The organism is Hyphomicrobium sp. NDB2Meth4, from assembly GCF_900117445.1.
In the GTDB taxonomy this organism is placed as follows: domain Bacteria; phylum Pseudomonadota; class Alphaproteobacteria; order Rhizobiales; family Hyphomicrobiaceae; genus Hyphomicrobium_A.
The window spans coordinates 477,945-491,274 of the sequence record NZ_FPEJ01000005.1 but is presented as its reverse complement, the minus strand read 5'-3'; the positions used below and the strand labels follow the sequence as shown (position 1 = coordinate 491,274).

Genomic DNA, 13,330 nt, shown 5'->3' with positions numbered 1-13,330 from the left:
AATACACTGATCCGCAGAAATAATCACCCCCGCGGCGGTAATTTGCTGCGCTGCAGCGATATCTTTTCCGACATCGTAAAGCTCGGCATTGGGGCGGAGAGGCCAGCGTGTCGTCATTTAGTCTGACGAGGGTCTGGCGCGATCCCGCACACAGCCGCTTTCGGTAATCCTCAGAAACACTTGAGTTCGCAAGGCACGACTGCGGCAGTGTGTTGCATCTGGCCCCCTGTTTTGGCATGTTCCGCGCGCAAATCGCCAACCAAAGCGAGCCGCTGATGCTGCGTGCGCAGTGTCGGAGAGGCTCTGATTTTCTAGGGCGCCAAAGGGGTTCACATAATGACGGAGTTTCTGTGGGGGATCGTCGCCTGCGGCGTGCTTGCGCTCGCCTACGCAGCGTACACGATCCGATCGGTGATGAGTGCCGACGCCGGCAATGCACGCATGCAGGAGATCGCGGCCGCGATCCGCGAAGGCGCGCAGGCTTATCTCAATCGCCAGTACACGACGATCGGCATCGTCGGTGCGGTTATCTTCGTCGCCGCGTGGTTCCTGCTTGGACCGCTCGTTGCCTTCGGCTTCCTGATCGGCGCCGTTCTCTCGGGTGCTGCTGGCTACGTCGGCATGAACGTCTCGGTGCGCGCCAACGTGCGCACGGCGCAGGCAGCGACGCATTCGCTGGCCCGCGGTCTCGACATCGCCTTCAAGTCGGGCGCGGTGACGGGCATGCTCGTCGCCGGTATGGCGCTGCTGGGGGTCGCTGGCTACTACCTGTTCCTCACGGGCGGGCTCGAGCTTGCTCCCAATGACCGCACGGTCACGGATGCGCTGGTCGCGCTGGGCTTTGGCGCCTCGCTCATTTCGATCTTCGCCCGTCTCGGCGGTGGCATCTTCACCAAGGGTGCGGACGTCGGTGGTGACCTCGTCGGCAAGGTCGAAGCGGGCATCCCTGAGGATGATCCGCGCAACCCGGCAACGATCGCCGATAACGTCGGTGACAACGTCGGCGACTGCGCCGGCATGGCAGCCGACCTGTTCGAGACCTATGCCGTGACGGTGGTCGCGACGATGGTGCTGGGCTCGATCTTCTTCGCAGGCCAGCCGAACCTCGGCATCCTGATGATCTATCCGCTGGCCATCTGCGCGGCGTGCATCGTCACGTCGATCATCGGCACGTTCTTCGTGAAGCTTGGCTCCAACAACTCGATCATGGGCGCGCTCTATCGCGGGTTCCTTGCCAGCGCGGTGCTCTCGGTTGCGGGTCTGTGGGCGGCGACGCACTACGTGCTCGGCGGCTTCGGCGAGGTCGGCACGGCGGCCGGCATGACGATCACCGGCTACAACCTGTTCATTTGCGGCCTGATCGGTCTTGCGGTGACGGGGCTCATCATCTGGATCACCGAGTACTACACCGGCATCGGCTACAAGCCCGTTCGCTCGATTGCGCAGGCTTCTGTCACCGGCCACGGCACCAACGTGATTCAGGGCCTTGCAGTTTCGCTCGAGTCGACCGCGCTGCCTGCGATCGTCATCGTTGGCGGCATTCTGTCGACCTACTCGATCGCTGGTCTCTTCGGCACGGCAATCGCCACCACGACGATGCTCGGCCTTGCCGGCATGGTGGTCGCTCTCGACGCCTTCGGCCCGGTGACGGACAACGCCGGCGGCATCGCCGAAATGGCTGGGCTGCCGAAAGAAGTGCGCCGTTCGACCGACGCGCTCGACGCGGTTGGCAACACCACGAAGGCTGTGACGAAGGGCTATGCCATCGGCTCGGCCGGTCTTGGCGCGCTGGTGCTGTTCGCGGCCTACAGCTACGACCTGCAGCACTTCATCACCGAGGCCAACCAGGCAGGGGCGACGAGCTACTCCTACTTCAAAGGCGTCAGCCCGGACTTCTCGCTGTCTAACCCGTACGTGGTGGTCGGCCTGCTGCTCGGTGGTCTGATCCCCTACCTGTTCGGCGGCATCGCCATGACGGCCGTTGGCCGCGCGGCGGGCTCCATCGTCGAAGAGGTGCGGCGTCAGTTCAAGTCCAACCCCGGCATCATGAAGGGGACCTCCAAGCCTGACTACGCGCGCGCCGTCGATCTGCTGACCAAGGCGGCGATCAAGGAAATGATCATTCCGTCGCTGCTGCCGGTGCTGTCGCCGATCGCTCTCTTCTTCGCGATCTACTTCATCGCGGGTGGTGGCGTGGCCGGCAAGAGCGCGGCCTTCTCGGCCGTTGGCGCAATGCTGCTGGGCGTGATCGTCAACGGTCTCTTCGTTGCCATCTCGATGACGTCGGGTGGCGGCGCATGGGACAACGCTAAGAAGGCGATCGAGGATGGCTTCATCGACGCCAATGGCGTGAAGCACGTCAAGGGCGGCGACGCCCACAAGGCAGCGGTCACGGGCGACACCGTCGGCGATCCTTACAAGGATACCGCGGGCCCTGCAGTGAACCCCGCCATCAAGATCACCAACATCGTAGCGCTGCTGCTGCTGGCGGTGCTGGCCCAGATGGGCTGATGCACGATCACAAGTGCTGACGAGAAGGCCCGGCCATTGTGCCGGGCCTTTTTGTTTGCAGGCCTATTGGGTGAGGCCCGCGAGAAGCCGCTTGGCGTCGGCAGCGACCTTGGCGCCTTCGCCCGTCATCTCGGCGCGCACGATGGCGCCTTCGACAATGATGAGCGCGAGGCGCCCGACTTCTGTTGGCCGTGCAGCGCCATCTGCGCGTGCCAACTCGGTCAGCACGGCGAGCAGATCGGACTTGTGATTGCCCGCGATGGTGCGCTCGCGCTCACTGGTGCGCTCGGTTTCAGCCAGAATGTTGATGAAGGCGCAGCCGTGAAAATCCGGTGCGGTGAACCATTCGCGCAGCACGTCGGCGGCGGATGCCAGCCGGTGGCCGGGCTTGGCATCGCGTGCGTCGAGAGCTGAGCGAAACCAGGCCATCCAGCGCACGTGCCGTTCATCGAGGAAGGCGGCGATGAGATCGGCCTTGGATGGGAAGTTGTTATAGAAGCTCATCTTGGCAACGCCGGACTCGGCGATGATGCGGTCGATGCCGACAGCGCGTGTCCCATGCGCATAAAAGAGCCTCAGCGCCGTCTCCAGAATTTTGGCGCGTGCCGACGTCGGTTTTTCAGTCGCTTTGAACATGGCCTTCATCCGGGTTGGTGGATTTACCTCTTGCCATGAGTAGACAAGTCTGTCTACCAATATAGACAGATCTGTATATCAGTGGAGTTGCGCTATGGCTGTGAAGGCTGGATTTCGTCTCGGGGTCTACATTTGCAAAGATCTGGAGATCATCGACTTTGCAGCGCCGTACGGAGTTTTTTCGGTGGCGCGGCGCTTCGATCCGGAGCTCGATGCGTTCTTCGTTGCCGAGAGCTTGCGGCCGATCCAGACGCAGGCGGGCTTCACCGTGCTGCCGAACTATGCCTTCGCGGATCAGCCCGATATGGATGCGTTCCTGATCCCTGGTGGCTTCGGGACGCGGCAGGAGCTAAACAACGGGCGCCTGCACGATTTCATTCGAGGGTTGCCGCAGAAGACGCTCCTCGTTTCGGTGTGCACCGGCTCGTGGATCTATGGGCGGATGGGGTTACTCGACGGACGGGCGGCAACCAACCGCAAGGAGCCGGATCGTCTCGAAGCGTCGAACATGGGCAAGGTGCCGATCGACAGGCTGGCGGAGATTGCTCCGGCGTGCCGCATCTCGCGGGCGCGTGTGGTCGATAGCGGACGCATCATTACGGGCGGTGGCATCGCTTCAGGGATGGAGGTCGGATTCCATCTGCTGCGCCGCGCCGGTTACGACGAAGCGTTCATAAGCGAGGTGGCACGGGTGATGGAGTACGCAAGGGCGTATGACGGCTATCGCGGCGACATCGAATACGACCGCGCACAAGGGAATGCGGCCTAGCCCTCGGTCCGGAAAACAGGTTCCGACTTCTCTGCAATCACTCTAGTCGCCAAAGATCTGCTTGGTACCGAGGTTGCGGAAGAGCTGCTGCACGATGCCGACGTCTTTGCCACCGGGCGCTGGTGTCGTGCGGGACACGTAGTCGAACACGCGCCCGTCTTTCATTCCATAGTTGGCAACGCGCTCGACCGTGCCGGCCTGCGAGAAGTAGACGGCCACGACCTGGCGATCCTTTTCGGTCGGCAGCATGAAAGCGGTCTGCGTAGCGGTGCTGGAGATGTAGTAGTAGGCCTGACTGGTGCCCACCACGGCGGTGGTTGAAGGAGTGCCGAGGTTCATACGTACCTGCTCTTGCGTCATGCCGGGCTGGATCTGCTGCAGGTCGCCTTCGTGGAACTGCACGCCGTGCTTGATGACGTTGGAGTCACATCCTGCAAGCGCCAGCGTGGCTGCGATCATCGCGGCGGGAAGCCTGAAGGATCGACGGGCGTTTACCAGCTTTAGGATGCTCATCCGGGGCAAGGTGTTTTTCGAGTCTCGGCGCATTTTGCTATGTCTTCTCGAGATGCTATCTCTCCCGCGACTTCGGCCATGGGAAGCACATGGAGCGCGCTTACCCCGTGCCACTTCCTATTGCAACGGGCGCTGACGCAACTTGAGTGGCATCTCCCCGGTTTTCGCATCGTACAGACGTAAGGCCCCGGCGCAGATGCTAGATTCTCTCAGAACCCGAACCGAGACACGCCGTAAAGCAAGGGACATTTATGGCGCGGTCGTGACGCAAGCCCGCAAGGAGGGCTTTTACGCCGACCTGGGCGTTCCTGACACACCGGTGGGGCGGTTCGAGATGGTGGCCCTGCACCTGTTCCTCGCCCTGGAGGGACTGCGTGGGGCGGCTGTTCCAGAGGCGTTGTCGAGGATGCTCGTGGAAGCGTTTGTGATCGACATGGACGACAGCCTGCGCGAACTGGGGACGGGCGACCTTTCGGTCCCCAAGAAGGTGAAGCGCGCGGCGGCTGCTTTCTATGAGCGCAATCTGGCCTATCGCGCGGCTATTGAGGCGGCCGACAAGGACCTGCTAACGGGGGCCCTCACCGAATACGTCTACGCCGGCGTAGCCGCAGCGGAGGCGGGTGATCTCGCGCAATATGTGCGCAATGCCGCGGCAGTGCTGTCGCGGCCCGATGCAGTGGACGCACTCGCTGCCGGGCAGGCGTTTGAGGCGGTCAACGGCGCGGGGGGAGAGGGCGCATGAGCGAAGATCTCAATTGGTCGTACCGCGTTACGGAGATTCCCGAAGGAGGCTTGAAGGAGACGCGGGAGGCTACTGAAAGCGAACGCGTGCGATTGGCCGCGGCGCTGGAGATTCTCGCGTGCCGACGAATGGTGGCTGAGTTTACCATTCGGGCCATCGGTAAAGGCCATTACCGCCTGGCTGGAAAGGTAAGCGCCGACGTAACGCAGGCGTGCGTCGTGACGCTGGAGCCGATCGACGGGCGTGCGACGGGTGACTTCGACGTGGAGTTCTGGCCCGCCGATGCACTTCCGAAGGCGACCGAGGACGAGATCGAGGCGCTCAGCGCCGCGGAGATCGAGCCCATCGAGCACGGCCGCATCAACGTTGGCCAGATCGTGTTCGAGACTTTATCGGCATCGATCGATCCTTACCCGCGCAAAGAGGGAGTGGAATTCAACCCGCCCCCGGATGAGGGCGACGGTCTGGCGGGCGGTCCGTTTGCGGCGCTACGGAAATTAAGGGAAAATCGGTAGGGGCCATGCCCGTCCGGCGCAGTTAGCCGCGGCGGACAGCAGCCAGAATCCGGTTGTTTCGCACATGCAAAAGAGTATGGTCCGCTCGATTAGGGGTGGGTGGGCGCGTCCGCGCACTGCCTGCATTCTGGGGAAAATTACGAGGCACACCGCGACATGTCTCAGCCGCGGACCATAGCGCTCGACGCCATGGGCGGCGATCACGGACCTTCCGTGGTGGTTCCCGGCGCGGCGCTCTCTCTGGAGCGGTATCCAGAGCTCAGTTTTATCATGTACGGCAACGAGGCGCTGATCCGGGCTGAGCTCGAAAAGCTGCCGCGGCTGGCCGCGAAGACGCGCGTCGTGCACACCGACCTCGTCGTCTCCATGAGCGAGAAGCCGAGCCAGGCCTTGCGCCGCGGCAAGGGCACCAGTTTGTGGCTGGCAATCGAAGCGGTGAAAAACGGTGAGGCAGATGTGGCCGTCTCGGGCGGCAACACAGGCGCCTTCATGGCGATGTCGAAGTTGATTCTGAGGCCGATGAAGGGCATCGAGCGCCCGGCGATCGCGGCGCTTTGGCCGACGGTGAGAGCCGAGTGCATCGTGCTCGATGTCGGCGCCAATATCGGTGCTTCGGCGAAGGAGCTGTGCGATTTCGCGTTGATGGGCGCGGCCATGGCGCGGGCGCTGTTTCACATCGAGCGACCGACGGTGGGGCTGCTGAATGTCGGCGTCGAGGAGATCAAGGGCGTCGAGGAGGTTCGTCAGGCGCACGCTTGGTTAAAGGGCACCGAATTGCCGCTCGACTATCGCGGGTTCATCGAGGGTGACCAGATCGGCCAGGGGGTGGTCGACGTCGTGGTGGTCGAAGGCTTTGCCGGGAACATCGCCCTCAAGACTGCGGAGGGAACGGCAAGGCAGATTGGTGAATATCTGCGCGCGGCGATGAAGCGCTCGTGGATATCGCAGGCCGGCGCCTTGCTCGCAGCGGGGGCGTTTCGCATCCTCAAGCGGAAGATGGATCCGCGCCGCGCCAACGGCGGCACTTTTCTCGGGCTCAACGGTATCGCGGTCAAGAGTCACGGGGGCACCGATGCCCTGGGCTTTGCCAGCGCCGTCGATCTCGCGTACGAGATGGCTCAGAGCCGGCTTGTGCCGCGGCTTGCCGCCGATTTGGCTGCGTTCCATCACAAGCTCGAGGCGCCCGCCACGGGTTGATGCGAGCTAGGGCATCGAAGCTGGGTCAACGATAAGAAGCAAGGCAGCTCAGTGGCAGTCATCCGTTCAGTCATCCGCGGCGTCGGCGCGCATCTTCCAAAGCGTGTGATGACCAATGCCGACATGGAGAAGATCGTCGATACCAGCGACGACTGGATCGTCGAGCGAACGGGCATACGCCAGCGGCACATCGCCAGCGACGATGAACTGACGTCCGATCTGGGCATCGCTGCGGCGCGCCAGGCGCTGGTGCGCGCGGGCGTCGATCCGGTCGATGTGGACCTCGTCATTTGCGCTACAGCCACGCCCGATCGCACTTTTCCCGCAACGGCGGTGCGAATCCAGCACGGACTGGGTATCACGAAGGGCGCGGCGTTCGACGTGCAGGCGGTATGCTCGGGCTTTGTCTACGCATTGACGATCGCGGACAACTTCATCAAGAGCGGACAATTCAAGCGCGCGGTTGTCGTCGGTGCGGAAACATTCTCGCGCATCCTCGACTGGGAAGACCGGACAACGTGCGTGCTGTTTGGCGATGGCGCTGGAGCGGTGGTGCTTGAGGCACAGCCCCAGCACGGCACGCGCGAAGATCGCGGCATCCTCTCGACAATCATTCGCTCGGATGGTCGCTTCGAGGATCTGCTGTATGTCGATGGCGGTCCCGGCTCGACGAAGACCGTCGGACATCTGCGCATGAACGGGCGCGAGGTATTCCGGCACGCGGTTCAGAAGATCTCCGGCGTCATCGAAGAGACGCTGGTGCAGACAGGCTACGCGCCAGACGAGATCGATCTGTTCGTGCCGCATCAGGCGAACCAGCGCATTCTCGATGGCATCGTGAAGCGGCTCGGCGTGCCGGCCGAAAAGATCGTGGTGACGCTCGACAAGCACGGCAATACGTCGGCCGCCTCCATTCCGCTCGCGCTCAATCAGGCGTTCGAGGACCACCGCGTTAAGGAAGGTTCTCTGGTGCTGATGGAGGCCATGGGGGGTGGTTTCACCTGGGGCGCGGTCCTCGCCAGATGGTGAGCGAAACCTATCGCTTTCTGCACTGCAGGATGTTTCCTTCTTTTATTTCAGCTAGTTGATGCACGCTCTCGATTGACGATCGGCCTATCCGCCAGTACGATCCAAAAAAAGGTGAGAAGAGCGGGAGGCGAAATGCCATGGGAGGCAAGACGTTAACGCGTGCGGACCTTGCCGAGGCCGTCGTGCGGAAGGTCGGATTGCCGCGTAACGAGAGCCAGGAATTGGTCGAGCTGGTGCTAGGAGAGATCTCGGCGAGCCTTGCTCGTGGCGAAGCTGTGAAGCTCTCATCGTTCGGTTCGTTCGGTATCCGGCAAAAGGGTGAGCGCATGGGGCGCAATCCTAAAACCGGGGACGAAGTGCCGATCACGCCCCGCAGGGTCTTGGTGTTCCGGCCGAGCAACATTATGAAGGAGCGCATCAACCAAGGTCTGAGCCGTCGTAAGGCAGCCGAATAGCGCTCCTCGCCGGCGGTCAGACCAGCCGGTGGAGGCGTAATTGACGAAGACGGCAGAGGCCTTTCGCACGATCAGCGAGGTTGCCGACGAGCTCAAGGTTCCCAAGCACGTCCTGCGCTTCTGGGAGGGCCGCTTCCCGCAGATCAAGCCGATGAAGCGCGGTGGCGGTCGTCGCTACTATCGCCCTGAGGACATGACGCTGCTGCGCGGCATTTGCCATCTGCTGCACGCGGAAGGCTACACGATCAAGGGCGTCCAGAAGATCCTGCGCGAGCAGGGCGTCGATACCGTCAAGCAGTTCGGCGTCGAGCCGGAAGCTGTGGTCGACGAGGTGCCGGCTGCCGCACCAGGTAAGCGTGCTGGCCGCAAAGCGGCGGCTGTCGCGCGTCCGGCCCTCACCAAAGCCGAAGTGCGTGAACGACTGCTTGCGGCGATTGCCGAGCTTGAATCGTGCCGCGGCGTGTTGCTGGGCAAGCCGATCGAGACAGCGGCACGTCGGCCTGTGCAGAAGGCGCGACGCTCAGCGCGCGTTTGAAGGTGCTTTCCGAGGTCGAACTCTGGGCTGTCGACCTCGCGGCCTGCCGCGATGCGTTGCTCGATGTGGAGCGACGCGTGCCTCGCCTCAGCGCGGCGGACCGGGAACGGGCAGCGTCCATCACTGATGCCGAAGTTCGCAATGAATGGCAGGCGGCGCACGTGGCTTTGCGCGTCATCATCGAGCACGCGTGCGGTGATGCATTGCGCGGCGTCGCATTGGCGCGCGAGGAGCGCGGCAAGCCGTTCATAGAAGGCGCGCCAATCTCTTTCAGTCTTTCGCATGCGCCGGGTTTGGCCCTGATCGGTATTTCACCCGACGGGGATATCGGCGTCGATGTCGAATGCGAGCGCGTGGTGCGCATTGGAGCGGAGCGTCGGGCGCGGATCTGTGCGGCAGGCGCTGGGCTGACGACAGCGCCGCTTGCGCGCGATAGCGGCGATGGTTTCCTGCAGGCATGGGTGCGGCTCGAGGCTTTCGCGAAGGCCGACGGCTGCGGAATCGGACGTGTCCTTTCTCGGCTTGGCATTGTGGGCGCTGGGGGGCGGGAGCCCGTGGAGGCGGAGATCATGCTGGCCCGAGCTGCGTCTATTGTCGCAGAGGCTCCAAGGACTGACGTGCGCGATCTGCAACTTGGAAGAGGCCGTTTTGCTGCCGTTGCGTGCCGCGGGGTGGCGGCTATGGCGGCTTGCGCGGTGCCCGTGCGCTGGCTTGCGAGCGACGTTAAGCAGCTCGAGCAGGCAATGTTTTGAGGCTTGAGCGGCTTTGCCGTTGACCGGCATGGCCGGGCTTGGCAAAAGGAGCGCTTCGGAGCGTAGCGCAGCCTGGTTAGCGCACCAGTCTGGGGGACTGGGGGTCGGAGGTTCAAATCCTCTCGCTCCGACCAATCTTTTCAATGACTTAGCCGATTGTGGAGACTAACATTCTTGTTAGTCCAACTGACAATCACTCCAGAATCGGCCTAACTTTCATGACCAGGGTATAGACGATTGGTATAGATGCCTCGCTCGATTGTTAGCGAGGTTGACAAGTGATCATTGTGGCTATGTTGCAACACTAAAGCCTAGCTATATAGTTATCGCATAGCTCTGTTGCCAGCCGCTATTTGAGCTCCTCTAGTTTCGACAGGACAGCCAGATGCTCGTTGGTGGGCAGTGGGGCAGACGAGACATAGAGGTTCGTTGCGAACTCAAGTCCAACTTTCCGTTCGACTCTAAAAGGAATTGGTTTGAGACCTGTCAGCGTTGATTGGTCGGCTGCCAAAGCTAAACTGAAAGGTTGAAACTTGGCGTCCTGGCGCGAAACCTTATTCAAACGGATTGCGAGCAACTCCGCTATTTCGTTGAGAGGTTCGAGTACTTTTAAGAGTGTTGGGTCGGATCGGACTAGGATGTGGCTCTCATAGATTTTTGATATAGTATGGGTTTCCAGGCGCTCCATTCCAAATTCCACCTTCATCCATTCGGTGACATCTGCGACGAATTCATCCAGCACGTCGGTTCGTGATCTGGAGGTCACGATGATTCCGTCCGAATAGATATCAAAAGTGTCGATTGCTACGTCGCCGAAGGCGCCATGCGCGAAGCTGATCGGCTCTTCGGTCATTTCTTTGTATGAAGATGGATGGCGCGAAAAATGATACCGCTCCACCAACGCGTGTAGCGCCGCGGGCCAATAAATTTGACCGGCGATCCGACGAGTTAGGGACAAGCTCACTAGCCGACTTAATTCAAATCCGACTAATTCCACGGACGGCTCCCCTTGAGCACTGATTGTCTCGCTCCCGCTTGCTTTTGCTCCGATGTGGTTCTTTCAAACCACTGAGTTACGAGCGCCGTCTGACGACGCAGGGATGATCCTTCTGGCCTAGGTAGTTGATCGAGCGCATCGAGGATTGAGGAGCCCTGCTTATCAATAAGCGTTTCGTTGATGTATTGGGCAACCACGCTTTCTGCGGGCACCAGTGTAAGAGACAGCTTTGCATCAAGCGCATCCGCAAGCCGAAGCAGAGTTTCAAGCTTCCAGGTCGCCTCGGCAGACGCTTCAAATCGCGAGATAGCGGACTGCTTCATGTCAGCTTTCACTGCTAGTTCGGCTTGCGTGAGATTGCGGCGCTCTCTTAGGTCCCGGAATAGCTCCGGTACTCGAGTCTCAAGTTCGGCGCGAAACCACTCGCGTCGAAATTCTGGATTCTTGAGGCGCTCTTGCAGCGAAAGGTCAATTGAATTCAATATTGCCAAGTGCCACCTCCATACTCAGAATTTCAGCGTAGCGATGTTTTGCAAGGCTGATCATGCCCGGTGGCGTCTTTTGCGTCTTCTTTGCGAAACACACGAGGAAGACAGCTGTGCGCTGGTGATGCACATAGAGGAGCCGGTAGGCCAACTTCGAGTGGCGTACGCGGAGTTCGAAGAGCCCATCTCCGAGTGGCTTTGTGTCTCCACGAAAGTTGTGCCCGAGCGCGGCCATCCCGCGCAGGTCGCGCAAAATGCGGGTGGAGGCCGGTAGGCCAACCTCCCTCAAGAAGGAAGAGACTACACTCCTCCATTCCTTCAAGTCCCAGACCATATATCACTTGCATGTTATTTTTTCAACAAACGCCGCTGTGCATGATTATAACGTGCATGTTATATTTTTCTGGACGCGTGACAAGACCTCGGAGGACCGCTGATTGTGGGTAATGTCAGATATGTGAGCATTCACTAGCGAAGCCATGCAAAAGGCGGACGGTATAGATTGTGTTATAGATGCTTCTATGGTGTGTCCTAAGCTATTGATATTGCTACGTTTAGCTTGAATGGTCACCAGTCTGGGGGACTGGGGGTCGGAGGTTCAAATCCTCTCGCTCCGACCATTACTCCAAACAAAGCCAAGGGTTATGTCGGCCTGAGCCACTTGGCCGAATGGTCGAAGGAACCCTTGCGCGCATCTCGTCAGCGGAAGTTTCTCGGGTGCGAAAACTGCCGCAGCAGTAGCCGACGTTATGGACTGCTCGTCGAAAGTCAGGGCAAGGATGCCGTCATTGTCCTCGATGATTGAACTGAGCGACATCAATGGCTGAGAATGATGTGCGGGGCCGACGCCAATCCGCATTTCTAACCACAGTCGCTCAAGGTGTACTCGGGGCCTGCTGAGCGTTTTGCGCAATCGCCAACGCATCTCGCGCCAAGGCAGTTTCGAGAGCGGCCGGATCGATCTCGACCAACTGCCGCGAGAAGTTAGACGAGCCCGACCACGGCAGCTCGATAGTGGTCTTTGTCCGGCGATACCCGACAAACGTCAGCCCTTCGACTGGCTCAGTCGTTTCTTCGACGACGTAAGTGCCCGAGGGGAACGTGCCCTCTACGCCTTCCAAAGAAAATGCATGAGCGAAACGTACAGCTCGACTGTGTGACTGTGCCATGTGCGTCCTCTATTCGGCAGCGTCACGGGCGCTGCCTACATCAAAGGCTCCCCAAAAGTGGAGCCGGGGTGAATGCGTAATTGATCGCGATACCAACGATCACCAGTACGATGAACGTTGGAATGACGATGGGCGGTGTGAACCACGATCTCACGGTATCAATCCTTCCTTTGCAGCAAGCGTTCTGCTTCGCGATGCTCGATGCGGCAGAGCTAAGTGCCGAAAGTGGCGACTAGGATGAATGCGGCTATGATGACGATGAGGCCCGCGCCCAGAGCGTAGGGCACGTCCTGGTCAGGGCTGGGCGCCCATACGGCGACTGTTGCTGATGGTGTCGCGAACCTATCAAATCTAAAAGTCATCTTATTCTCCATGAGGGTTGCTTTAAGTGCGATTTCTCGGCGACAGATCACATGTCGGTAGCGATGTGCCGCCCGCGATAAGCCCTTCCATTGCGGCCACGAGTGCGCCCTCCGGGGCGGGCTTTCCGATATGCATGGCATCCTTACAAGCGCCGCCGACAGTGGCGTATCCGCTATAGATCATGAAGGGGATGCCCCGTTCCCCGAGACGAGAGCAAAGCACCGAGGAATCGCCATCACCGAGTGCATGATCGAGGATCGCACCGGACAGGCCGTCGTGCTCCACGAGGAGCAGGGCATGCTTCAGCGTGTTCGTCATGGTCATAGCCGCACCGGTTGCTTCGAACGCCAGCGCGATATCCATGAGGATTAGCGGATCGTCCTCGACGACGAGGATTGAGCGTCCTTCCAAAGTTGGGCGTCGCATGTAATGTCCAGAGGCGCTGGCTAAGCGCAAGCTGCCGGAGGCAGGGCGGCCGTGTCGCCGCTTTATGTCCCGAGCCGTCGATCAATCCTCACGCGCGCAACAAGACGTGATGATCGACTTGGGAGGCAAAGCCCGCGGAGCTGGGGCGGGCTCGGTGTTGCGAGAATGGGCAGCATAGCACGCCTAGGCTCTGCAACCTAATCGGGCCACTGCACCTGACCAGACAGGATACTTAG

Annotated in this window: 16 protein-coding genes and 1 tRNA gene; 10 read left to right on the top strand and 7 right to left on the bottom strand. The window is 60.6% G+C overall.

What is annotated here, in order from left to right; genetic code table 11:
* The first annotated feature begins 336 nt into the window (after window positions 1–336).
* Window positions 337–2,511 carry a sodium-translocating pyrophosphatase gene (locus tag NDB2M4_RS11305; protein ID WP_072374753.1) on the top strand — a complete coding sequence of 725 codons (2,175 nt, stop codon included), beginning with the start codon at window positions 337–339 and terminating at the stop codon, window positions 2,509–2,511.
* A 63-nt stretch (window positions 2,512–2,574) separates the two neighbouring features.
* Here NDB2M4_RS11305 and NDB2M4_RS11300 read toward each other — a convergent pair whose 3' ends face one another.
* Window positions 2,575–3,147, bottom strand: coding sequence for a TetR/AcrR family transcriptional regulator (locus NDB2M4_RS11300; protein ID WP_072375092.1), 573 nt, complete (start codon window positions 3,145–3,147; stop codon window positions 2,575–2,577).
* A 94-nt stretch (window positions 3,148–3,241) separates the two neighbouring features.
* On the opposite strand from NDB2M4_RS11300, the gene NDB2M4_RS11295 reads away from it, so the two are divergent.
* Window positions 3,242–3,916, top strand: coding sequence for a DJ-1/PfpI family protein (locus tag NDB2M4_RS11295; protein ID WP_072374750.1), 675 nt, complete (start codon window positions 3,242–3,244; stop codon window positions 3,914–3,916).
* Window positions 3,917–3,958: 42 nt separating this feature from the next.
* Here NDB2M4_RS11295 and bamE read toward each other — a convergent pair whose 3' ends face one another.
* Window positions 3,959–4,375 (bottom strand): outer membrane protein assembly factor BamE, encoded by a 417-nt coding sequence (gene bamE / locus NDB2M4_RS11290; protein WP_244536141.1) that lies wholly within the window; start codon window positions 4,373–4,375, stop codon window positions 3,959–3,961.
* Window positions 4,376–4,691: 316 nt separating this feature from the next.
* Between bamE and NDB2M4_RS11285 the strand changes: the two genes are divergently transcribed.
* The 8 genes from NDB2M4_RS11285 (at window position 4,692) to NDB2M4_RS11250 (ending at window position 9,788) form a co-directional block, all read left to right on the top strand.
* Window positions 4,692–5,171, top strand: coding sequence for a ubiquinol-cytochrome C chaperone family protein (locus NDB2M4_RS11285; protein ID WP_244536139.1), 480 nt, complete (start codon window positions 4,692–4,694; stop codon window positions 5,169–5,171).
* The gene (locus NDB2M4_RS11280; protein WP_072374742.1) at window positions 5,168–5,686 is read left to right on the top strand and encodes a YceD family protein; all 519 of its coding nucleotides are present in this window, start codon (window positions 5,168–5,170) and stop codon (window positions 5,684–5,686) included. Before NDB2M4_RS11285 ends, NDB2M4_RS11280 begins: the two co-directional genes overlap by 4 nt.
* Before the next feature lie 156 nt (window positions 5,687–5,842).
* Window positions 5,843–6,883 carry a phosphate acyltransferase PlsX gene (gene plsX, locus NDB2M4_RS11275; RefSeq protein ID WP_072374739.1) on the top strand — a complete coding sequence of 347 codons (1,041 nt, stop codon included), beginning with the start codon at window positions 5,843–5,845 and terminating at the stop codon, window positions 6,881–6,883.
* 51 nt (window positions 6,884–6,934) lie between these two features.
* Window positions 6,935–7,912: a beta-ketoacyl-ACP synthase III gene (locus NDB2M4_RS11270; RefSeq protein ID WP_072374736.1), complete on the top strand. Its 978-nt coding sequence runs from the start codon at window positions 6,935–6,937 to the stop codon at window positions 7,910–7,912.
* A gap of 137 nt (window positions 7,913–8,049) precedes the next feature.
* The gene (locus NDB2M4_RS11265) at window positions 8,050–8,367 is read left to right on the top strand and encodes an integration host factor subunit alpha (RefSeq protein WP_072374733.1); all 318 of its coding nucleotides are present in this window, start codon (window positions 8,050–8,052) and stop codon (window positions 8,365–8,367) included.
* A 40-nt stretch (window positions 8,368–8,407) separates the two neighbouring features.
* Complete coding sequence (locus tag NDB2M4_RS11260) at window positions 8,408–8,902, top strand: MerR family transcriptional regulator (RefSeq protein WP_072374730.1); 495 nt, start codon at window positions 8,408–8,410, stop codon at window positions 8,900–8,902.
* Window positions 8,899–9,654: a 4'-phosphopantetheinyl transferase family protein gene (locus tag NDB2M4_RS11255; RefSeq protein ID WP_072374727.1), complete on the top strand. Its 756-nt coding sequence runs from the start codon at window positions 8,899–8,901 to the stop codon at window positions 9,652–9,654. Before NDB2M4_RS11260 ends, NDB2M4_RS11255 begins: the two co-directional genes overlap by 4 nt.
* 56 nt (window positions 9,655–9,710) lie before the next feature.
* A tRNA-Pro gene (locus NDB2M4_RS11250) sits at window positions 9,711–9,788 on the top strand.
* A 215-nt stretch (window positions 9,789–10,003) separates the two neighbouring features.
* Here NDB2M4_RS11250 and NDB2M4_RS11245 read toward each other — a convergent pair.
* From NDB2M4_RS11245 to NDB2M4_RS11220, 5 genes are all read right to left on the bottom strand, one after another.
* Window positions 10,004–10,651 carry a hypothetical protein gene (locus tag NDB2M4_RS11245; protein WP_139247207.1) on the bottom strand — a complete coding sequence of 216 codons (648 nt, stop codon included), beginning with the start codon at window positions 10,649–10,651 and terminating at the stop codon, window positions 10,004–10,006.
* Window positions 10,642–11,142 (bottom strand): helix-turn-helix domain-containing protein, encoded by a 501-nt coding sequence (locus tag NDB2M4_RS11240; protein WP_083556169.1) that lies wholly within the window; start codon window positions 11,140–11,142, stop codon window positions 10,642–10,644. Before NDB2M4_RS11240 ends, NDB2M4_RS11245 begins: the two co-directional genes overlap by 10 nt.
* A gap of 869 nt (window positions 11,143–12,011) precedes the next feature.
* Window positions 12,012–12,305, bottom strand: a complete 294-nt coding sequence (locus tag NDB2M4_RS11225) for a hypothetical protein (protein WP_072374716.1) — start codon at window positions 12,303–12,305, stop codon at window positions 12,012–12,014.
* 212 nt (window positions 12,306–12,517) lie between these two features.
* A complete protein-coding gene (locus tag NDB2M4_RS20245; protein ID WP_171988084.1) occupies window positions 12,518–12,667 on the bottom strand; it encodes a hypothetical protein in 150 nt (49 codons plus the stop codon).
* 22 nt (window positions 12,668–12,689) lie between these two features.
* Complete coding sequence (locus NDB2M4_RS11220) at window positions 12,690–13,094, bottom strand: response regulator (RefSeq protein ID WP_139247206.1); 405 nt, start codon at window positions 13,092–13,094, stop codon at window positions 12,690–12,692.
* Window positions 13,095–13,330 lie beyond the last annotated feature (236 nt).